Genomic DNA, 22,212 nt, shown 5'->3' on the forward strand with positions numbered 1-22,212 from the left:
ATAAAAAAAGCAGCTCATTAAAAATTCACCATGAACTGCTCAAATAAAAAGAGTGGGTCAACTTGCTTCGACTTCATTTGAATTTCCATATCCAAAATCTTTAAAAAACCCTCACGAATCTTTCCCAATGGGTAGTTTCGCAACGACTGCCGCGCTAACTTCACCCGGAATGGATGAACACCCAAAGTCTTACCAGCATCCGCATCTGAACCTGACAAAGAGGCGACTTGAAGAAGTAGGCGGAACTGGCCCAGTAGCAGGGCGTTCAAGCGAAGGGGGGCCTCCCCGTTTTTGACCAAGTCGTGGTAGGTTTCAATCGCCGCTTGCCGCTTCCCCTTTAAAACAAGGTCGGCCAAATCAAAAGCCTGGGCCGTTGACTCTTTGACAACCAAATCGTTCACCGCCTGCCTCGTAATTTTGCGACTATCAGCTGCATAGGCAAGCAATTTTGGTAGTTCCTGTAAAACACGGCTGTACGAAGCTTGTGTCCGAAGTAGCAATTCCTGCTCCGCGTCTGGCTCAATTTGAAAAGCACGCTGAGTTAACAGTTGCTGAACAGCTTGGCGCACTTGTCGTTCATTTAGGCGTTGCAAATCTAATGGTTCAGCCTGTTTTAAAATCTTTTTGGTTAATTTTTTACGTTTATCTAACTTTAAATCAGCGGCAAAAATCACGAGCAAATTACCAGGAACTGGCTGATCCAGTATAGTGGACAAGGCTTGTTCCTGCCCTTCCGATAACTTTGCTCCCCCAGCTAGAAAAGTCGGATTAGTCACCATGACCACCCGGTGGTTCCCAAAAAATGGCGGTGCCGTTAAATCAGCCAGCACATCATCAAGTCCAGCTGTTGCAAAATCATAGGAAGAGAAATTCATTTCCTGGTCTTCAACTGGGATAATCGAGGCAAACAAACGCTTGGCTTTTTCAAGTAAGGCCGGTTCATCACCAGTTACCAAATAGGAGTCCGGCAACGCTTCGTGCTCAATTTGTCCCTTTAGATTTTGTAATGTCATGACGCGATACCTCGAAATGTCCCTGATTTTTCTGATAAACATATCTTAGCATACCCTGAACCTGTGTACTGTAGACAATCATCCTTTCATGATTGGCAACATCCAAAACTTCCTGATGCGGATGCCCATAACGAGTATTAAGACGATTTGAATATGAAACAGAAAAAAACGTCAAAAACGTTGCTAAATCAGCATTTTGTTATTTTTTATATTCACTTATATAATTTATAACTTTGTATAAATTAATAGAAAATAGTATAAATTTTAACAACAAAGTGACACTTTGGTGACACTCCTAAGCACAAAAAACACCCTAACCAATTAAGGTCAGGGTGCTTTTTTATTTTAGGAGTTGCTATGATAACGATAGATTTAATTGTACACGTTTACGTTCAAATTGTAATCACGTCGCAAAACATCAACATCTTTTAGCACTTCATCTTGTTGATTGGCTGCATATGATTTAACTAATCGAGATATAATTTTTGCATGTACCACCATCAATTTTTCCCCACTAATGGGGAACGGTCTATGTTCAACTTAGGGCGTAATGTTCCGTTATTCCTCTATGTCGGCCTAGGTTCAATCTAGGGCGTTTAGGTGACCGCAGTTCTGCCACTTCTGGCAGAAAGTAAAAGGCCAGCCCATTTTAGCACTTCTTTCGAAGGAGGCTTGGCTGACTCGGTTACTAAATATATTATCAGATAAATACTTTTATGCACACCCCGAATGGCATGGGTTAATTACAATAATCAAAAAAGACCCACCATAAGGTGAGCCTGTAATTAGCAGCTCGCATTAACGAGCACTTCTTAATTTTAACATATATGTACAGGGCATAAGCCCCATTTCTTAAGTAAAAAATCATCGAAAATTTACTTAAGGTTTTTAAGCATGTGCCAAAAACTTATCTGCATCAAACCAAATCATGTCTGGATATCCAGTGAACAAAATACCAATTGAATTAGTGTTCGTGTCATAGGAATCAATCGTTCCAAAGTTGACATCATCCTTAAAGCGAACCATTGCACCATCTTCAAATGATCGCCCTTGTGGATCAGATAAGTCTTCAAGCAACTTAGTAGGAATACCATTGTAGAACCATGAATTAGGTTCAACGTTCAAATCATCAGTTAATACCTGGTACATACCGTACTGCATCTCACAAGTACGAATTCGGAACGGTTCACGTAATGCCCAGCGGTTCTTCCACTTGTCTTGGAACTCCTTAATCGCTTCCGAACGGTTATCTTCCTGTGGCGTTTGCACTGATTCTGGTGCCGCCTGTGTTGATACGTTGCCATTCCCACCGGCCATGATGTCATTAGCCTTGTCCGCAATTTCTTGCAACTTAGCCTTCAATTGTCCTGGGCAAGCCGTTCCGTAAAACTCGGAGTGTGGAAACAAGTTCTTGTAAGGTACGACCTTGCCAAATCCATAACGCTGGGCAATATCTGCAACCAGTTTAGCCGATGCGTCAATGGTTGCCTGCGCAATACCCCAGTCGGGGGCACCCGTTGTGTTAGCGTGTTCAATCCCAATTGAAGATGAGTTAGCCGACCACTGTCCAGCATGCCATGCTGTGTTATCTTCATCAACGTAGGCACGAATTTGTCCGTTCTGTCCAATACCATAGTGTGCCGAAGCTTCCCGTGTCTTCCAGATACCCGGAACGGAGTCATAGTCTGTTGTCGCCATGTGGTGAATAACAATTTTATCAATTGCTGCGCTACGACCTTCTGTATAGTTTGGAAAGTCTTGGAATCCGTACGGTGTTGCTAATCCTGAAACTGTCATGTGTGCTCCTCCTATTTGTTTGTGGCGTTCAACTGTGCCACTGCTTGTTCAATCACTGCTGAAATTTGTTCGTCTGAAAACTTACCGGTGAGCTTATTAGCAACTAACCGTTGTGAAACAAAGCCAATTGCCTCTTTCTTCTTTTGCGAACCAGCTAAGGCGCTCCCTTCTGCAAAAGTAACAGCCTGGTCAGCCCACGTTAGCAAAAGCTGTACATTTTCGTTCTTAGTCTTGGAACGGTAATACTTAATTACCCTATGCTCATAGGTGCCAAACATTGCAATTGCCGTAACAGCCAACCCCAAGTATTCTAGTGCGTTCATAATTTCCTCCAATAAAAAAGACGACCGAAGTCGTCTGTTAATGATTTACCTTGTCTTGTTCTAATCGCAAGACTTCCTTTTCTGCTGAAAACAACCGCTTTTCGTGGTCGGCAACAGTGTCAGAAAGCTTATCAACGTCGTTCTGCGTCTTTTGCATGGTTCGGTCAAGTCCTTGAATGGTACTAGATAACAAAGCCATTTGGTTAGAAAGTGGATCGCTAAACGCTTTCTTCATGTACCAACCAATCAACGACATAATCGCACCGCCGATTCCAATCAAAACACCCCAATCTTCTAATGTATGTGGTGTCACTAGCCACCTCCTTTCTAAGCCGTGTATTCCTTGCCGGTAATTGTTTTGTAGTCATACTGGGTGATATATCCACCTTTGACCCAACCAACTAAATCGTCAGCGGTAGTAAGCCCCATGCCATACCAGTCTTTCAAAATATCGAACATTAGTTACCCCCTTTTAGCTGTGCGGTCAGTTGGTCAATTTTCACGTCTTGCTGTGCAATTTTTGACATGAAAACTTGCGAGATGTTAGCTAATCGTTGCTGGTAAGGGTCAACACTCGTTGCTGCCAATTTTTCTGCCTTGGCAATCTTGTCAGCAATCAAATCGCCTTCCCATTTACCGGTGGCAGTGTTGAATACTGGGTCAATCAGTCCCTTTGGTTCAAGTTCAGTTGCGTTTTCCGGACACTTTTCAGCGAATATTGCTCGCAAGAAGTGTCCTGTGTTTGGTTCGTATGCAAAATACGTATTTTGTGCCATGTTATCCTCCTTTAAGCTGGGAATCCGTCAGTTGTTACCCAGCAACCGAACCCGAATGGAACACCATCACCGCCATTGTTGTCCGCCACCTTGAAAGTAGTGTCAATATTCCAAGCTGAACCATCTGGGAAAATCTTAATTAAACCTTTTGAGAATCCAACAGAAGCCAGCAGATCAGTTTCAGCAACAGGACGGAAACCAACAGGAATATCCCAAAGTAATTTAGTAAAGGAGGGGTGGTCAAACAAAATTCCCCCATACATCCGAATCATAACTACATTACCGACTCGAGCAAGGTGCCCGTTAAGACCGTTGTCGTAAATATCAGCCTCTCGAACTTTTGTCATATTGACGTTTCCAAAAATATTAACGTCTGAATGGGTATTGAGGTCTTTGTTAAAATCAATCTTGCCATCAATCACAGTTTCCCCGTGGGTTACTGTTTTTCCATAAATATCAACATTATCTTTTGAGTTGATTCCACCTTCGACATATATGCCGGACATGACATTCGCATGACCTTTCAATTCCTGATTACCTTTAACGGTTAGGTAACTAGAAATGGTTGCATTGTCTAAAAAGTTGTCACCAGTCAAGTTAGAACCATCTTTAACGAAGATACCTCCGCCATTAATGGCTAAACCATTCAAAAAATACGATTTCTGATGACCTGTGAATTTGCCGTTAGTGTCAATATCTCCATTGGTTTCAACTGATTTTTCCATCACAACAGAGTTATTAACAGTTAGCTTTCCATTAATATCAACGTCAGAAAACGTGTTTTTCCCAGTAAATTCATTATCTTTGGTTTTTTTAGCCAACAAGTCAATATTGTATGCCTGATTAAGTGCATCAATATTTGCTGTCAGCGCCCTCATCGCATTTTGGTTAGCTTCAACACCAGCAGTTGTTGATTCAATTCTTGGTGCTAAATCATTCAAGATTTTTTGGACACTGTTAATGTAAACGGTCGATTGAGATTGCGTAACACTCATTCCGTTGGCAATAACCTTAAATGCAAGTGGGATAGTAGTTAGGACGGTATCGTCCTTTTTAATCTGCAAGAATGATTCTTGCGTATCGCCTTCTGCCTGATAGAACTCTTTTGGAATGAGCAAAGAAAAACGACCTGCAGTGATCCCTGCTCGGTCGTTAATCGTTGATGCTGTCTTGACACCCCCAACGGCATCTTTCATGAATAATGTGACCGTCTTGTCCGACAAGTCAAAAGGTCGTACACCCTTCTTAATGAAGAAATAAACCTCTCGATTATTGTCTCCCTGACGACCGTTAAGCTCTGGAACATAGGTTGTTCCGTTGAAGTCTAAATCGGTATTTAGTTCAACAAATTGCTTCACCATTAGTTCTCCTTTCGTCTAATCATAAAAACCCAAATCCTTGAGCTTTTGTTCAATATTAGTTAATCGTTTGTCAGTTTCATCAAAATTTTCGTTCAAGTCGTTCCTGAACTCCTGATCAAAACCGTTGCCAATCTTTTTCATCACGCCTCCTACTTATATGGATAAACTTTATTGTTGACTGTGATCGTTCTTCCACCTGCTTGCATTTTAATGCGAGTATTTGGATTAGTTCGTTTTCCCCACTTCAAGATTGAGTAAATCTGTCCTGTGTTGGCAAATTCCACCTCGATTGATTTCGTATCTAGATAAACTGTCATGTTGATTTCTTTTAAACCAGCTTGACCAAATGAAACACTAGTATTTTCGGTGTTGTAATCAGTATTATCAAAATTACCATTGCTTGAACGCTTTATGTGGCAAACTCCACCAGCTATATCAATGAATAAGCAAATTGAGTTATCGTCTTGTTCAAAGACAAGAGTAAAGTAGCCAGTGCCATCATCACTTTTGACAATGTAATCAACTACCCTTGTACTACCGACCGTCGTATCAACTTCACTTCCAGATTGGATATCGTAAAATCTTTGCCAGTCATCATTTAACGCATTTGTTCGATTAACTATCGGCAAGACAACTGACTTGAACTTATACCCTGCCGGTTCAGATGGATCGTAATGAAGTGTAGAGTGGCGGAATAAGGCGCAAGTACTTCCTTTAGCACATCTATTCCCGTCTATTCCCTTGACTTCAACAGTTGCATAACCCCAATTATTCATCCATGAAGATGTGATGAGTGTCGAATCGTTAACTTTTCCAAAGTTTGAGCCGTAATAGTCTGGTCCAATGTCAATACGAACCGGAATAGTATCCTTGTTCGTTTTGGTAAAATTGCCGTTCTCGTCAACATTACCAATTAAGTAACTAGTTCCAGTCGAATGGCCGTGGTTAAAGTCGTTACACCCAAAAAACATTGCCCAATGTGTTGTACCATCATCTGCTTTGATTTCGGTAACATATGGACACTCAATCAGGCCATAATCTTTACCGTCAGAGAATTGGTCACCGGTCGTCATTGTTCCACCAGCAAACACCCAGTTCTTACCGTTTGTCGAATTGTAGGTTCCAATTTTTTGACCCTCGGCAGTGTACATGACCCACTTGCCGTTGTGCTTCATCACAAACGGATCACGGAAATCTGGAAAGTTTTCATGGTTAGGCATGATTGCGTCATTGTACAATGATTGAAATGTCACTCCGCTGTCTTTTGAAACAGCAGCCCAAATAGACTGTCCACCACAATTCTTGGCACCATATGAAGAAAAGAAAGCAACAAAATCGCCATCGCTTGTTCCTTCAATTGTTCCATCACTAATGACCACTGAACCAGTGGCGACCGAACCCCACTTAACAGAACCATCAAACAAATCAGCTTTAATGGAAAGACCTGGGTCATTAACCCAATGAATACCATCGTCAGTCGAGGTGGCATGTTGCCAGTTAGATGTCCCTCCCTCACCATTTACTTGAAATAGTGGGTTTTGCAAATACCACACATGCCAAGTTCCGGCTTTGTCTTGGATGATGGACTGCATATCGTTCATGAATCCGGCAGGGTTTTCCAGATGATGGTCTTGGTTGTATGACGGGTCGGTCTGTGGCGTGTAGTCCTTAATCCCAAGTGTTTTTAACTTGATGAGACTAGCATCACTCTTAATCGAAAGGTTAGAATAAACGTCATCCCCTTTCAATTCAGCTTTCTTAGCATAACCAGACAGATCTGGAACAGGTGGAATATCTGATTTTTTTGCGTAGTCACCAAAATTTGGCTTTCCATCTATTCCATCCCAATGTGTTTTAGGATACAACTGATCACCATTATTTTTGTGTAGCCAACCTATTTCTCTATAATCAGACATCACTTTGCTACCTTTCCGGTTACTTCGAAACCAAATTGACCATCAAACAATATCTGCATATTATTGTTAATACCCTTTAATTCTTTTGAGATATTAGCATTTGCTTTTTGTGCCGATTGTTGTTTTGCCATGTTATACGCAAAATCAAATAGCTTATTGCCAAACGTAATCGTATCAGTTTGCGTTGGATCATTTGGAAAATACGACTTTCCAATAATTCTAACATCAACATCAATTCCTAGACGGTCCTTAACAAGTCCATAGTTACCAATTGATATATCGTTAATATCTTCAAACCTAGCATTGTGTTCAAACTGCGCCTGTTCCATTGTATATTGCACAATTGGGTAGTCTTGCAACTGTGTCTTCAAATAATCACGTAACGAATTGTTGTCAGTAAAACGCTCATCACTGACAGTTGCTGCTTGAATAACACCATAAATATCAGCGTTTAGGCTTCGATAGTCTGCTATTGCTTGATAACCAGTAGCATTGTCTCCCTCGTTAGCTTTTCCAGTCCCTTTGATATAAGTAGCCATATTGGAATAATCTTCCGTAGAACCGATTTTAGTGGCGTTGTAACCATCAACGAAAACAAACTTATCTGAACCGCCAAGTTGCTTGTAAATATGAATTGTAGTGTTATCGAATACAAACTCAAAGCCAAAGTCCTTGGACAATGTGTTCATCAACAAATCGTCAGCAAATCCAGCGCCAAATCCGTCACTAAATCCATAGTTGTTGAACGTATCATGAATATCAAATGTGAACTCGGTATCCTTCGTAAGATACTCTAAACAAGTCTGTAACGACTGTGAACCATTAAGCTTGTCCTCAATGTACTTGTTGTGTAAACGAGTACCAATATGAACAGCAGAGACATTGTACAAACGTGTATCAAGCTGACTGGCTGAAGCAACGTTCGTTAATTGAAACCACTGATTAATGACCGGTACATAAATACGAGTAAACGGCTGCAGCATTTCAATAGCAACCTGGTTTTGTTCTTCTGAAAGCAAAGAAAAAGAACAAGTAGAAAACTCGTTCAAATTCTCGTTAATATTCAATTGTTGAACATTGGCAACCGTTTCTTCCCCAATAGCGTTTCTCAATGTAACGAAATTATTATTAAACATTAGTAATAAAACCTCGTTTCAAATGAGATTGTAAAGTCAGAAGCACCTCTAACCGTAATATTATTGTCACCTCTTTTGAAGTCCAAAAATTCACGGTTTGAATATCCGCTTCCCATCTTTTGTTGACCATTAACAATCGGAACGATTCCAATTAGTTGCAATGTGTCGTTTGATGATAACGGTTGATTATACTTGAATGTTTGACCAGTGCTGTTATTCGTCAATGTTAGCCCACTAGGAGCGTTCCCCTTGAACTTAATCACAATGGGACGTTCATTGGCTAAAAGTGGAATACTGGACGGATTAAACACGTCAAAATCGTTTTGATTTGAAAAGCTATACTTCTGACGGTCAAATGGAATGCCCATTCCAATTCCCCAGGTTCCCACATCAAATTTGAACGGATCACTGGTTTTTGCAATCGTTTCACCATAACCATCAATGGCATCCAGTGTAATTGCTACCGCTTTTGCCATCCAAAAGTTTTCCTTACGTGGATAAGTAAACGTCTCTGCAACTACTTTCCACCGCAACCAAGGTAATCGTTGATTGATGACGTAAAACCATTCCGTACTATCGAAAATACGCATAACCTTGAGCCATTGGAGCTCATAATCAGCATTATCACGGGCCTTAACATCAAATGTTAAAGTTAGCTGCCGCTGTGCAACGGTTGTTGTTGAAAGAGCAGTGTAATACTTACCCAATGATGACCAAGAGTGATTGTAGGCAGGAGAGCTAATATCAAATGAAATAACCTTAATACCTTCTTTGGATAGGTCGTAAGTTGTTCCATCTTGGCGTTTAACAATAATATTATCGGCCATAGATTGCCCCCTTTGCTTGTCCAGTTAACTGAATATCCATGTTTTGAATCATCTTAATCTTTGGATAGATCTGTTGAGCAAATGTCTGACCATCAACATTCAATACAACCTTAGTATCTCCGGACAGGTCAACGTTTCCACCACCAACAATTTGCGACTGCATTGATTGCTGACGATTATTGCTGAGGGGATTAATTGCGAATGTTTGTCCTAATGCTGCTTTAGCCTGTTTAGCCATCATTGCAAAATGTTCATGCAAATTAAACTTCTCCAGGTCGTCATTGTCTGGGAAAGAAACATCTCCGACATGTCCACCAGCGGCGTATTGCTTAATACCGTTCTTATCCATGATTTTCTTGGTATCTTCTCCAGAGTAGATACGAGTTCCAACTGGCAATGGGAGAACAGCGTTCTTGTCACGTGCCATTGTTAACTCACCACTTGGAAGCTTAATTAATTCCTTCCAATCGGAACCAACACCATCGTTAACCATAACTAACTGATCGTTAGCCTGAACAATACCACCATGAGCGAACTTTGGTAGAGCGTTCTTAATCCCGCTAACTGCATCCTTACCAACGTTGATAACACTCTTAATGGTATCCATAGCTCCTTTAACCTTTGAAGTAATTCTGTCCCAAATACCGCCAAAGAATGAACTAATCCCATCCCAAGTTGATTTCCAGATATTCGAAATTGCATTCAATGGTCCAGAAATAGAATTATGAAGTCCATTCATTGCTGAAGAAGCAGCCCCAGTAATTCCTCCCCAGATACCATTGAAGAATGAACTGACTCCATTCCAAACAGATGACCATGTAGAACTAATTGACTTAGTAACGCTATTAATCACGTCACTAATTACCTTCATTCCAGTTTTTGCTGCTGAAGATATGCCATTCCAAAGTCCGCTAAAGAATGAACTAATAGCATTCCAAGTTGAGTTCCAAGTATTACTAATTGTTTTAAGTGTTGAATCAATTGCATCGCTAATTGACTTAATAATCGGCTTAAAGAAGGAGACAATTCCATTCCATACCGACTTAAAAATAGACGATATCGTGTTCATCACGCTATCAACAGTTTTTTGCCAGGCCTTAACAGAACTATCAATAACTTGGCCAATTGTTTTGAATACATTTTGGAAAAACTTTACAACTGGGTCAAGAATCGGTTTCAACGCCTTTAAAAGAAGTGAACCAAGAATGACAAAAATTCCTACAACCAGGTAGACATATGCTTTGAATAAATTGTAAATTCCTTTCCAAAATGTTTGGAAGGCCTTTACATATGAATTAATGCCTTTTTTAATCTCTTTACCAACAGTAGACATTGCCGAACTGACGGACTTTCCAACAGAGCCAAACCATTTACCAATCGAACCAATAAACTTAGCAACCGATCTACCAAACTTTCCAAGTTCTTTACCTGCAGCGTTCATAGCACTACCAACAGCTTTACCAAATGAATAGAATACTTTTCCTGCGCTTTTCATAAAGCCATTGACAAACTCTCTGAACGGCTTGAAGTTCTTATACAGTAAGAATAGAGCCCCAATAACGGCAGCAATTGCAATAACAATTAATCCGATTGGATTAGCATTCATAGCTACATCAAGGGCCCATTGGGCAGCCGTTGCAATTTTTGTTGAAGCTGCAAAAGCTTTCATTGCTTTTCCAACCTGAACAAATTTAAATTGCATTAGCTTCAACACACCACCAGCTAACTTTGTCTGGTGAATAAATGATGATATTCCAGATGTAATGCCAAGCGTTGCGTTGACCTCTTTAACGCCTCTGACAAAGTTAGAAAGCTTTTTAACGCCAAATGCGGTAGCAATCAATCCGCCAATCATCTTGATTGCACCTTGATGACTAGCAATAGCCTGTAAGGCGTTAGCTACTCCATTAAGTGCATCACCGGACTTCTTGCCATTACCAGATAATCCACCAAAAGCGGCACCAATTGTCTTAATCGTGCCAGCAAATACCGACCATGCCCCACCAGCCAATTTGCCACCAATCTTAACGATTGATCCAATGATATTTGTTATATCTTTGGCGTGATCAGTGATATAAACAATCAGCTTAGACACCCATGTAAGAGCAACAGATAAAGCACTTGAAATTGCTTTCGCATAATTCTCCATGGCCTTATCGGAAGTGATTCTCTGCAAGGCTGCAGTAGCTGATTTAGACATGTTGAAACTTGACTTCATCACGTCACCAGAAAGCATAGAAAGACGTGATTTAAGGTACATTGACATACCTTGCATTGATGTCATGGCCTCTGCAGTACCGCCTTTGTACTTTTCTCCCAAGTAATCAAGGGCCTTAGTAAATGCTTCAGCGGTAAGCTGTCCCTTTGATGACAATGCTTGCAATTCTGCCATTGATTTACCAGTTGCCTTTTGAACAGCTTCTCCAAACATAGGGAACCGGTTGATCATGACGTTCAAATCTTCTTGACTGGCTTTTCCACCAGCAACAATCTTGGCGAACTGTTCTCCAGATTCGGACAACTGTTCATTAGTCATGTGCATGGTAGAACCAAGAGCGATAAACGAATTAGTCCATCGCTTCGTTTCATCAACGTTTGAATGAACGTGATAGAAAGACTGGGCCATGTGGTTAATTGAATCAGCGGCATAGATAGAATGCTGTGACATCTGATTAATATAATCAATCAGCACTTTCCCATCGTTAGGGGCTTCTTCGGTCAAAGAATGCCAAACTGTCTTCATGGTATCTTGCTCTTTGTTGAACTCCATACCAGCCGCAACAGCACCTTTTAAACCAGTAGTAATGGCACCCACACCAGCAGAAATAACGTTAGCTGCCATGGCACCAATCATGGTCTGTTTAAGAATGCTGAACCGACTTTCTGTCGTCTTAGCTTCTTTTTGGATATTCCTAAGCCCTGTGCTGGCATTGTCGTTTAACTTAGCTTCTGTCGCTACTTTAGACGGTATCTTGCGCAATAACTCTTCGAAGTCGATAATCTGACCTTTTTGCGCCTTAGCAAGCAACTGTGTCTGCTGTTCTTTTGGCAACTTATTAAGCATTGACCTAAAATTGTCGATACCCTGCTTCTTAGCTTCCGCATCAAGCTTCGCAACTACTTTTTTATCAAATGGCTTTGACATATTTTCATATGCCTTATTGCCAGTATCAGAAGCCTTCTGTTTGACGCCTTCAAAGTAGCCACTGGACTTGTCATTGATAATAAAATCAATGTTAATCGCACCATCTGCCATGTTTTACCTCCTTTCTTATTTGCTATTAAATATGGAATCAAAAATGCTCTGGGCGTTTCCGGTCATCTTATCCTTTGATGGGTCATTTTCGATTTCTCGGACTTTATCGAGCTTATAAAGTTCCTTCATATCGGCAGCATGTGCTAACCCGTCTGGATCATCATCATAACCACTTAAATCATCTTGTCGATACGACATGATTCGATTAATGGCCGTTTCTCCATTAAGGTTCATGAACAAGGCAATAAATACATCCCAGTGCATCTTTCCTAGATGTTCATTTAAATCAATTCCATACTGGTCCATGAACGAAGCATAGATAGCTCCTGCGTCCTGTTCAAAGTCAAGCATTGGTAACTCGTTGGTATCGTCTCCTTCCTCTCCACCATCGTTATGGTAGGAATAAGGACGTTTAGACAAGTAACCGAATAATGAATTGACCACTTCACTTTTCAAGCTCATATCGAACTCTTCATGCCCGACAATCAGTTTTGAGAAGCACCTTTCAATCTTCTGTTCGTCAGATAATGATTTATCCTCAAGAATTGAATAAGACGCAATGACGTTATCAAATGATAAGTTGGCCCTTAACTCTTCACCCAGTACATTAATTGACTCCTCTGGGCGTTTAGTAAAGGAGTACATTACGCTTCCTTGGCACGGCGTTGCTTACGGTTCTTTTGTTCACCATCATTTCCAGCCTTGAAGAACGTTCCAGCCATGCGAGACAGATTAATTGCACGCTTTCCAGACTTTGAAATAATGAAATCAGCGTCTTCCTTGTTGAAAAGCGCCTTGATGTAGTTGGTTGCTAAGTCAGATAACTTCTTCATCGAAGTACGAATCAATTTCTTCTTCTCATCAACAGGCAATTCATCTGCTTCCTTGGATTCGACCTTCTTTTGTAGAGCTTCCAAATCAATTAGCAAGTCGCCGAACTCTTCATCAATTTCAGGCGTATATACTGCTTTCAAATGACGGCCTTCAAGGACGAAATCTTGTGATGTGATGATTGAAGAATTAAGTTGAATAGCCATGGGCTACCTCCTGTTATTTTTAGGTATCGGGCCTCTCACCCCGTTTGAACGTTTTAGCCGTTGTCGCTGTGAACTTACTTAGATACTGAAGAAGATGAAGAATCATATGCTGAAACAGTCGTTCCTGCAGCTGAAGTCTCATACTTCATCACACCGTTAGCGGAAATAGTGAATGAAAACGTCTGCTTGGCGTTGGCAGCACCACCGAATGGTACAATCGCAGTCATCGTTCCAACAAACGTAATCATGTTTCCTGTTGGGTCAGTCCAACGAACCAATGTCTTAACTTCATCGCCCTTCTTCATGAACTTTGAAGCAACATAATCTTGTGCCTTATCGCCAATCGTACGATGACCAGCAATAGCGAACTTCAGTGTCTTTCCAGTAACATCGGTAGATGTTGAACCTTCGTCATCCCAATAAGATGTTTCTTCTGTCTTATCATTAGGAGAAGGTGTAATCGTTGTGATTCCAGCAGCCAACTTAGCCCATGAAGCGGACGTTGACTTGTCTACTGTGGTATTCCCAAGGGTGTCAATTTCAACCTTGTTTTCCCAGTTTTCCTTAAATGTAGCCATTTACTTAAAACTCCTTGTCGTTTTTTGCGTGTAAATTGTCAGAGAAAAGTCCAACAAAAAAAGCCCATTATCGGCCACATCAATCGTTGTAAGAAACGGTTGTGGGTCAATATCTAGGCTTTGTACGGTATAAGTACCGTCAGTGTCTAAATGATCTAGGTTATCAAGATAAGTACTAATTGCGTACATCACTGCATTACCTTTGGCCAGGTCTTGCGTCTTGAAAGCAATTTCAAATGGCAACAGTTTTTCCTGATTGCCGTCATAATCTTCTTCCAATATTTTAGAACCTGGTTGGGCATATAGTGACAGCGGTTTATCCTCATCAACATACCCAAGCAATAGTTTTGTTGGCAATTCGCTAACATTTTGGTTGATTGATTTAGCGAGTTGATTTAATACATCCATTAGTTAAGTAGTCCTTTTACAAATGCTCTTGTTACGTTTGACATGGACTGCTGATTGCCAGCCATACGTAAGTCCCATCTCCTCGAAGTACCAGGGGTTGAATAGTTGCGTACCTTTGAACCCCTTTGGCCAACAAAGCCATAATATTGAGCCTTTGCGTATGGTGTGTTGTAAATAATTCGTGAACCATCAGAAGATATTGAAGCTGAATCGCGCAAATGCCCAGTCAACCTCGGCACATACTTATTCATTTCAATCATGGCCTGATTAGAAGCAACATACTGTGCTTTTCCATTTACATTTCCAAGCTTTCTTTCAATGTTTCCTAAGTCCATTCGAATATTTACTGGCATATTACATAATCTCCAATTCGTACGACCACAGCTTGTTACTGAACGGATCCAAGTTTTCATCAATGGTCTTAATCGTATATTCTTTACCTTGATATTCAATCGCGCTACCAAGCATATCTTTAGACATTTTCGGAAGCGGTGTTGTAACACCTGCGTAAAGAAAAACAACTCCATTAGCAACAACCTGTCGGTCGTTATTTGAACCAGAATAAACAGTTCCAAGCTGTACGACACAATTATTGATCGTTACATTAGCAGTTCCATGCTTACCCCAATCGTCAGCTTCTTCTTCTTTAACTTTCAGAATGACAGACTGTTGGCAAGCCTCTTTTGGCACCTTTGGCAGTTTCATTAGTAACCACCTCGATACAACAAACCATTCCGCGCTAACAATGAATAAGCCTCGTTAGGAATGACTGTTCCAGAGATGTTAACTCCACTAAAGTCATATCCTTGTACGTGCGTTCTTCCAATCGTTAGCTGCGCTTTGCCATTTGAATTAAGGTCAGCAGATGTTTGCACATCATTTGCAACCATAAACTCAATTGTCAATGCAATGGACTGCTTGTAAGCACTGGCACGCTTCTGTTCAGGAGCAAACGCCGAGTTTTCATCATCTTCAAAAGAAAAACGATCATAGAACCCGTTCGTCATTTCATCAACAGCTAGCTGTGCTTTTGGAAGCAGCTTCGCTACCTCTTCTTCACTAATTTCTGAATTACCAGTTAACTTGCTAAATTGTTCTTGCATGAGGTTCATGTAAACCTCCATTTAATTACTTAGTTGCGTCTGCTTGTGCAGGCTGTTCTGCTTGTGCAGGCTTCTTGTGCTTGTTCTTAGGGTTAGCTTCACCACCAGCAATGTCGAACTTGTTGATTACCAAAAGCTTGGAATCATCATAGATAGCAACACCGTAGTGTTCGTTAGCAACCGTTGTCGTAGTCATCTTAGTGACATTTCGTTGTGTTTCAACAGAAGCCGCCTTCTTCAGATACGTCTTCATTGCTCCTGGCTTAGCAACAACTGCTGAACCAACAGGAATCTTACGTGAGCGAATAATCTGCCAACCAAGAACTCCTCCAAAGACACCAGTTGCCAAAATTGAATCTCCCAAATCAGTGGCACGGTCCCAGTTGTTGGCAGCAGCCTTACGAACCTTGTTAACATCCTTAGGGTTCATGAAGATAATTCCTTGCTGACCATCATTTGATTCCACATTCAAATCTGAATCGGAATCAACAAAAGCGGCTTCAATATTGTCAATGAAGTCAAGCTTAGTAAAGTCTTGACCGGGAAGGTTAATTGAAGCCTGGTTTGCAGTTTCAACAATGTCGTTATCAATCTTAGAAGCAATTGCCATCATCAACTGACGACCAGCTTCACCAACCGGGTCTCCGTATCCAGACAAAACCGCTTCATCTGTCAATTCAACGGCCTTGGCAATCTTCTTGATTTCAAATGTGTCAGTAGAAGTCTTCAATGCGTCTGCATCAATGGCTTGTCCCTCTGCCAATGTCTTAGCATCCCCGATATATTCAAACCTAGGTACAGTAACAGTCGAACCGGGACGGCCCTCCAACGTGTTATCAATCGGTGCAATGGCAGTCAACTTGATTGCTTTTGGCAAATCGGCTGACAGCATGTTAGCAAGTACCTCTGGGTCAACCTGCGTAGAAAGTGTAGTTACATCTGACATGTAGTTTCTCCTTATTGTTCTTGAGTTGCTCGCTCATACCCTTCTGGGTCTTTTTGCTTAAACTCAACTTGTTCCTTGTATGACATCTTCGAGAGGTCATGCTTATCGTTTTCGGATGAAGCTGGATTTCCCTCAGCAACTGCGTTAATTCCAGGCTTCTTGTCCGATGTTTCTTCTGTCTTGAACAAGAAAGCGTTTTCCTTCTTAACTTGTTCAAGTTGCTCATCAAATCCAGTTAGCTTTCCATTGTCGTCCAAGCCAACCTTTTCCATATCAACAAGCGCCTTAGTGGCCTTAGTGTTCAATGCACCATTCTTAGCCAATGCCATGTCGATTTCATAACCAAGCTTTGTGTCTTTCAACTTCTGGTCGGCATCAGCCTTCGCCTTTTCAGCAGATTGCTTAATGTCTTCCAATTGCTTGGATAGCTCACTCCCCTTTTCAGCCGACTTTTGAGCTTCAGCCAACTTAGTAGAGTAATCTTCAATTTGCCCTTTTAATCCGTCTCGCTCAGCCGTTACATCATTCAACTTGGCCTTAACCTCGTTAACATCTGCACCGTGAGCTTTCATTACCCCCTTTACTTGTTCATCATTAAGACCTAAGTCCTTCAACGATTCTGTTGTAAATGCCATAATTCTTCTCCTAGCCTTAATTAGCGGGTCGGCTCCCACTGGATAAAATACGGTCGGTTGCTTTTATAAGGGCCATTCCCAGGGCCCAATAAATGGCGATCAGTTATTTCTTTTTCTTACCTTTGCATCCCATGAATACATTCCCTTTCAAAAAATATGTACGAAAAAAGCAACCACCTAAGTGATTGCTTAATTACTGAATAACTTGTTCTCTAGCGTATTGCCTATGCAAAAAATCATGCTGATTAACTAGTTCTCTAAGTCTTGCTTGTTGTCGACTAATTAAATTCTTGATATTAGCTTGCGCTTCTTCATCACCCATAGCCTTAGCAACTTCTAACTTAGACTTACTATTTCTGATAGAACGTTCATATCCACGTTGCTTTGCTTGGATATCTGCATTCTCATTGGCCTCTTTAGGGGATGGCACATTATCATCTGGTTCAGTATTAGTCCCTGGTATGAAAGGCGTCAGCATGTGTTTACAATTAGCACCTTGCGTTCCACCGGCTGTACCATAGCCATGATTGTAAATACTATCGTACTTATCGTCGTACGATTCATCAGAACTTGGAACAACATTAACTACCTTACCCTGAATGGATGAACAAGCACGCCTTGCTGCTGGATGAGCAGACATGTAAGCCTGTCCGATACTATAATCACTCATTCGTTTTAGGCGTAAGTCATTGAAGGTACTGTGAGCCGTTGTGTTGATAACCATGCGGGAATATGACGATAACCGCCAATTTTTACCACCCTTATCCGTCAACGTTGAAGGTACGCCTTGTTCGGCCATCCGATAAACATTATCACGCAGTGCTCGTTCTGGCGTTTTAAGCCCGGTTGCAACTTCTAACGAAGATTGAGTAATGACATTACGCCACATCTTGCTAACGCTGTTATTTGGAGAATTACGGCTTAATAGTGACTCCTTAACAAGGTTACTTAGGTTTTCTTTCGCTTGTCTAGTATACGAGTCGATAATGTTAGCTGATTCAATACCATCTTGTACTGTTTTATTAGTTAAGTCAGAAAGCTGTTTATCAATTCCTTCAAGCGTTTTTTCTCCACTTGCTTCCAGCATGTTAACAACAGCGTTAATTGCTTCAGACGAGCCAGAATTAACTAATTTAGCCACCTTTTCAACTAATGATTTTGCTTTACTTAATTGTTCGGTCTGCCAACTTAAGATATTCGACTGATCATAATTTTCAATTCCCGTTTCATTCAGATTTTCAGCAAGTAATACCAAAATACGTTGCTCTAAATCATCAAAATATCGGTTCTGTTTATTAACCTGATTGTCGATATCGTTGTGGTCGTACATTAAACATCTCCAGCCATGCTATTATCTTGTTCTGTGCTTGTACCGTCAATCATCCCCGTTTCGTTACCGACTTCTGACATCCAGCGCTTTGCATCTAATTCTGATAGCCCATAGTTACGCTTCAAGAACTCAATCTTCGGCATTAATCCTGCTTGAACAGCGAGAATATCGTTCTTTGCCTGTGTGTCCTTGTCAACGAACACGCCATCTTCAAAGTAGATATTAATATCCAATGGATTGTCGATTACAGAATAGTTAAGTGGCGATTGGCCATCATCAAACAATTCAGAGATGCTTGAAAGCTCGACAATCGTTGTGATTAGACCACGCAACTGCTTTTCACACTGTGTTAAGTATGATGAGCGAGTGCGGTACGTCTTAGAGTTATCAGAAACGACCTCTGTTGCCGTTTTATTGCTATCTGCACCAACAGACAGTGTTCCTTGAGAAAGCCCCACAGCGTTCTCAAATTGGTGCATATACAGCTCTAGTGTCTTTGAGTAATCATCTACTCGAATGTTAGCCGTTAGGTCTTGCAACCAGGTCTTATCGTCTCGCCCATTTGCCAGCTGCATGAATACATCATCATCTTCCGCAAACTTTGGATAACCTTGGTTGGCCAACTCACCCATTTGTGGCTTTTGCATGACTGCTGGCTTAATCATTTCAGCAGATACACCAATACGCCGCTTACCAAGCTTTACTTCACGTACAAACTGGTCATTAGCAATGTTAATTGCATCTACCAGCTTTAAGTGGTTGTCAACAATCCCAATGCCAAGCGGACTGTCAACATTCAAATTGTTCTTTCCAGGCGTCTTGAAATAAGCAAACGTTGGTCGACTAATTCCGTTAATCATGACGCTCTCTTGAAGATTAGCGTACTGATCTAACGAACCAAGCGTAACTTGTTCTCCTACTGAGCTAGCACTAGTTGAACGGTAAAGTTCGTTTGTAATCGTTTCACTATTGTTATTTCTGTCGTATTCGTGGAACTCCAGCAAAGAGTAATAGACCGTCTGACGGTTTTCCGTTCGATACGTCTTCGACACAATTACGGCTGATTGAATTTCATTTGTGTTCGCCTCAAGGGGGATGAACTGGTCAGCTCTTACCCAAGCTAAGCGAATGCGGTTGTTACTAACATAAGGACGAATAGCAAAACCACCGGTAGCAATTCCCAACTCAAGATTTTCTTCATAATTCTGATAAAAGTTATTGAAATCAAAGACTTTTTTCAAGTAATCATCAATCTCATCATTTTTATCAGTTTTGGAAGTATTACCCGATTGAACGGATACGTGAAATCCCTCATTGGCAATCAAACTGGCCAATTGACGACTAGCCTCTTTAGTTACGGCCAAGTAGTTAATCGGACGCCTTTTCTGCTGATTGTATGTGTTGTAAAAGCTAATCTGACCGAAATCGTTACGGTAGTACTGGAAAGCACGACTTATACGCCCTAATTCATTCGGCGGCAGGTTAATTCGTGGGTCATCCGTAATTAACCCTAAACTGCTATTCGTTTGGACCATTGTCATCCCCCTACTAAAAAAGTTCTTAATACTGTCTAAAATTGCCATTACCAAGCAACTCCTAACTCTTCTTCTGATTCACGAACAAGATACTTGAATTGGTCGACCGTGTGGTCATCAACCTTAACTACTTCTGGTTTTTCAGATTGAAGCGTCCGCTCGTCCCACTGATACTTCTGGTGTTCCTTGATGAAATACTTCTCATTGTTTTCAGTCGGTAGGTAGAATACCTTACCTTGCGCTAAGACGTTTTGTACCCGGTCAACCATGTCAACATTCTTTAGCTTACGAACATTCTTCCAGTCAACGCCATAGCGCTTGTGGTACTCATTTCGCAACGCCTGTTCGGCACTATCCATAATCATTCCTGCAACATAGTATGGATACTTATCTCGCATTCTACTGATGAACTCGTAAATCTCTGGCGCTAAATCACTAGGGCTCTTCTTATTCGACTTCCCCTGTGGAGAATAGTAGTAGGTATCAAGCACCACAACTCTTCGTTGATATGTAATGCCGTAGCAACCAACAGTCGTTGCCGATACAGAGTGCCCAACATCGGCCGAAAACTTCAACATGACAACATGGTCGTCTTCTGGCAACTCGTCCAGGCTATCAATCTTATGGAACAAATCCATATCATAGATTGACGTACCAAGTCCGACTATCTCGCCAAGGAATAACCAGCGATAATAATCTGGGTCATTCTTTTTGAATGTTTCAATTTGACGTAATTGTTGTTCTGTCGTGAACCCTAACTCGTCATCTAGGTATGTCGAATGGTCGATGAAAACATTGCTGTCTTTTGACTTCTCTTCTAGCCACTCGTTAACCCAATCATAAGGGTTCTTTGGTGGGTTGTATGAATAGTAAGTCTGGACTTTCGCTAAATAGTCTGGCTTTTGCCTAATAAACGTAGGGTTTGCTGTATCAAATACTTCTGGTGACTTCATGTTGGCACATTCTTCGTACCATAAGCCAATCACATCACCAACTCGATTAGACTTTAATTTGTTTGGGTTATCGGCACCATAAAAATAAAACGTTGATCCAGACTTTTTGTGTTCAATCTCAAGTTTTGATTTCCCATAATTAAACTCGTCAAGCATGCCGTATTTTTCAATAGCCCAAACTATCTGCTTATAAACGGCATCTCGCAAATCGGTAGCATTAGACATAATGCAAACAACATTCGCTTTGTAACCTAGCATGGCGAAGTGTTTCATCTTCAATAGAAGTAGCTGTGAAATGACTGATGACTTAAAAGAACCACGGCCACCTTTAGCGATTACTTCATCTTTATCAGTGCGAAGCATGCCGAAAAAATGTGGGTTGACGTTATCACGAATACTTACTCTATTTTCCGCCATAACTAATACCTACATCATCAACGATAATCGTCTTGTCTTCATCATCTTTAGCAAGCTTCTCAAATTGCCCAGTAGCCAACAAGTAATCTAGCAGCTTGTCACGGGCCTTGTTACGGTCGTGCAGTTCAAGCACCAGTCCGTCCTTACCCTTGCTAATCTTTTTAATAGCACGAGTATCAAGCTTCTCCTGGTTTCTAATCTGAACCCAAGAACGATGGTGAATGATTGGGTTACCTTCCGCATCTTCAATAAGTCTTCCTTTTAAGTCTTTTTCGTTAAGGTCATAACCACCAAACTTCAAGAAGTCACCAATGTCCGCTCTAGCCTCTTTCTCAATATCATCAATCAAATCAAAAACGCCCACACCAAGCTCTTTTAATCGAGCCTGACGTAGACGTTTAATTTCGTTTTGAATTGCAACATTTTGCAACAATCTTTGACCGGCAGTACCGGCTGTTTCATAGTTTACATCGTAAGCATTTATATAGGCCTGTGTCGCATTCGAAAGCCGCACATACTCGATAACAAAGCGCTTTTGCTTGTCAGTAAGGTCGCTATCCTCCAACTCTTGAATGGCCGGATGCAGCATTTTTGGCGTTGCAACGTTTTCGTTTTTTGTTGCAACACTTTTTGATTTTGTTGCAACGTTTTTATCTGGTGTTTCATTGTTCCAGTAACGAGCTTTCCAAGAACGAACTGTAGCTGCTGAAACGTCATACTTTGCCGCAATGTCTTTTGGTTTCATCCCAGCTAAGTAGTCTTTCTTAGCTTCATCACGTTTTGTCATGTCATTGGCGCTCCTCCTTTCGACTTGATATATGTACTAAAAAAGGTAGCCTAATCCACCTAAATTATTTCGTATGTC

Annotated in this window: 25 protein-coding genes; all 25 read right to left on the reverse strand. The window is 41.1% G+C overall.

What is annotated here, in order from left to right:
- Positions 1–17: 17 nt before the first annotated feature.
- The gene (holA, locus tag ACSYSL_RS02955; RefSeq protein WP_491709024.1) at positions 18–1,013 is read right to left on the reverse strand and encodes a DNA polymerase III subunit delta; all 996 of its coding nucleotides are present in this window, start codon (positions 1,011–1,013) and stop codon (positions 18–20) included.
- An 888-nt stretch (positions 1,014–1,901) separates the two neighbouring features.
- Positions 1,902–2,810 (reverse strand): peptidoglycan recognition protein family protein, encoded by a 909-nt coding sequence (locus tag ACSYSL_RS02960; RefSeq protein ID WP_491709025.1) that lies wholly within the window; start codon positions 2,808–2,810, stop codon positions 1,902–1,904.
- Positions 2,811–2,821: 11 nt separating this feature from the next.
- Positions 2,822–3,133, reverse strand: coding sequence for a phage holin (locus ACSYSL_RS02965; RefSeq protein ID WP_491709026.1), 312 nt, complete (start codon positions 3,131–3,133; stop codon positions 2,822–2,824).
- 37 nt (positions 3,134–3,170) lie between these two features.
- A complete protein-coding gene (locus tag ACSYSL_RS02970; protein ID WP_491709027.1) occupies positions 3,171–3,446 on the reverse strand; it encodes a hypothetical protein in 276 nt (91 codons plus the stop codon).
- A 14-nt stretch (positions 3,447–3,460) separates the two neighbouring features.
- Positions 3,461–3,592, reverse strand: coding sequence for an XkdX family protein (locus ACSYSL_RS02975; protein ID WP_491709028.1), 132 nt, complete (start codon positions 3,590–3,592; stop codon positions 3,461–3,463).
- The gene (locus tag ACSYSL_RS02980) at positions 3,592–3,909 is read right to left on the reverse strand and encodes a hypothetical protein (RefSeq protein ID WP_491709029.1); all 318 of its coding nucleotides are present in this window, start codon (positions 3,907–3,909) and stop codon (positions 3,592–3,594) included. The genes ACSYSL_RS02975 and ACSYSL_RS02980 overlap by 1 nt, the downstream gene beginning before the upstream one ends.
- 11 nt (positions 3,910–3,920) lie before the next feature.
- On the reverse strand, positions 3,921–5,270 hold the full coding sequence (locus tag ACSYSL_RS02985; protein WP_491709030.1) for a BppU family phage baseplate upper protein: 1,350 nt from the start codon (positions 5,268–5,270) through the stop codon (positions 3,921–3,923).
- Positions 5,271–5,285: 15 nt separating this feature from the next.
- Complete coding sequence (locus tag ACSYSL_RS02990; protein ID WP_491709031.1) at positions 5,286–5,411, reverse strand: hypothetical protein; 126 nt, start codon at positions 5,409–5,411, stop codon at positions 5,286–5,288.
- Positions 5,412–5,419: 8 nt separating this feature from the next.
- Entirely contained in the window at positions 5,420–7,135 is a 1,716-nt protein-coding gene (locus tag ACSYSL_RS02995) for a glycoside hydrolase family protein (RefSeq protein WP_491709032.1), read from the reverse strand.
- Between the two features lie 50 nt (positions 7,136–7,185).
- Positions 7,186–8,322 (reverse strand): phage tail protein, encoded by a 1,137-nt coding sequence (locus tag ACSYSL_RS03000; protein WP_491709033.1) that lies wholly within the window; start codon positions 8,320–8,322, stop codon positions 7,186–7,188.
- A complete protein-coding gene (locus ACSYSL_RS03005; protein ID WP_491709034.1) occupies positions 8,322–9,149 on the reverse strand; it encodes a phage tail domain-containing protein in 828 nt (275 codons plus the stop codon). Before ACSYSL_RS03005 ends, ACSYSL_RS03000 begins: the two co-directional genes overlap by 1 nt.
- Positions 9,139–12,405, reverse strand: a complete 3,267-nt coding sequence (locus tag ACSYSL_RS03010) for a tape measure protein (RefSeq protein ID WP_491709035.1) — start codon at positions 12,403–12,405, stop codon at positions 9,139–9,141. The genes ACSYSL_RS03005 and ACSYSL_RS03010 overlap by 11 nt, the downstream gene beginning before the upstream one ends.
- A 15-nt stretch (positions 12,406–12,420) precedes the next feature.
- Positions 12,421–13,050, reverse strand: a complete 630-nt coding sequence (locus ACSYSL_RS03015; RefSeq protein ID WP_491709036.1) for a Gp15 family bacteriophage protein — start codon at positions 13,048–13,050, stop codon at positions 12,421–12,423.
- Positions 13,050–13,442, reverse strand: coding sequence for a hypothetical protein (locus tag ACSYSL_RS03020; RefSeq protein WP_491709037.1), 393 nt, complete (start codon positions 13,440–13,442; stop codon positions 13,050–13,052). The genes ACSYSL_RS03015 and ACSYSL_RS03020 overlap by 1 nt, the downstream gene beginning before the upstream one ends.
- A gap of 74 nt (positions 13,443–13,516) precedes the next feature.
- Entirely contained in the window at positions 13,517–14,020 is a 504-nt protein-coding gene (locus ACSYSL_RS03025; protein ID WP_491709038.1) for a phage tail tube protein, read from the reverse strand.
- A complete protein-coding gene (locus tag ACSYSL_RS03030) occupies positions 14,021–14,428 on the reverse strand; it encodes a phage tail terminator protein (protein WP_491709039.1) in 408 nt (135 codons plus the stop codon). It lies immediately after the preceding gene.
- Positions 14,428–14,781 carry a minor capsid protein gene (locus tag ACSYSL_RS03035; protein ID WP_491709040.1) on the reverse strand — a complete coding sequence of 118 codons (354 nt, stop codon included), beginning with the start codon at positions 14,779–14,781 and terminating at the stop codon, positions 14,428–14,430. Before ACSYSL_RS03035 ends, ACSYSL_RS03030 begins: the two co-directional genes overlap by 1 nt.
- Position 14,782: 1 nt before the next feature.
- Positions 14,783–15,133, reverse strand: a complete 351-nt coding sequence (locus ACSYSL_RS03040; protein WP_491709041.1) for a putative minor capsid protein — start codon at positions 15,131–15,133, stop codon at positions 14,783–14,785.
- Positions 15,133–15,540, reverse strand: a complete 408-nt coding sequence (locus ACSYSL_RS03045; RefSeq protein WP_491709042.1) for a hypothetical protein — start codon at positions 15,538–15,540, stop codon at positions 15,133–15,135. Before ACSYSL_RS03045 ends, ACSYSL_RS03040 begins: the two co-directional genes overlap by 1 nt.
- 16 nt (positions 15,541–15,556) lie before the next feature.
- Positions 15,557–16,477 carry a N4-gp56 family major capsid protein gene (locus ACSYSL_RS03050; protein ID WP_491709043.1) on the reverse strand — a complete coding sequence of 307 codons (921 nt, stop codon included), beginning with the start codon at positions 16,475–16,477 and terminating at the stop codon, positions 15,557–15,559.
- An 11-nt stretch (positions 16,478–16,488) separates the two neighbouring features.
- The gene (locus tag ACSYSL_RS03055) at positions 16,489–17,112 is read right to left on the reverse strand and encodes a phage scaffolding protein (RefSeq protein ID WP_491709044.1); all 624 of its coding nucleotides are present in this window, start codon (positions 17,110–17,112) and stop codon (positions 16,489–16,491) included.
- A gap of 193 nt (positions 17,113–17,305) precedes the next feature.
- Positions 17,306–18,442: a phage minor capsid protein gene (locus ACSYSL_RS03060; protein WP_491709045.1), complete on the reverse strand. Its 1,137-nt coding sequence runs from the start codon at positions 18,440–18,442 to the stop codon at positions 17,306–17,308.
- Positions 18,442–20,025, reverse strand: a complete 1,584-nt coding sequence (locus ACSYSL_RS03065; RefSeq protein WP_491709046.1) for a phage portal protein — start codon at positions 20,023–20,025, stop codon at positions 18,442–18,444. Before ACSYSL_RS03065 ends, ACSYSL_RS03060 begins: the two co-directional genes overlap by 1 nt.
- A complete protein-coding gene (locus ACSYSL_RS03070) occupies positions 20,025–21,347 on the reverse strand; it encodes a PBSX family phage terminase large subunit (RefSeq protein WP_491709047.1) in 1,323 nt (440 codons plus the stop codon). Before ACSYSL_RS03070 ends, ACSYSL_RS03065 begins: the two co-directional genes overlap by 1 nt.
- Positions 21,334–22,134 (reverse strand): terminase small subunit, encoded by an 801-nt coding sequence (locus ACSYSL_RS03075; protein WP_491709048.1) that lies wholly within the window; start codon positions 22,132–22,134, stop codon positions 21,334–21,336. The genes ACSYSL_RS03070 and ACSYSL_RS03075 overlap by 14 nt, the downstream gene beginning before the upstream one ends.
- Between the last annotated feature and the right edge of the window lie 78 nt (positions 22,135–22,212).

It is taken from the genome of Fructobacillus sp. ESL1129 (genome assembly GCF_058507945.1).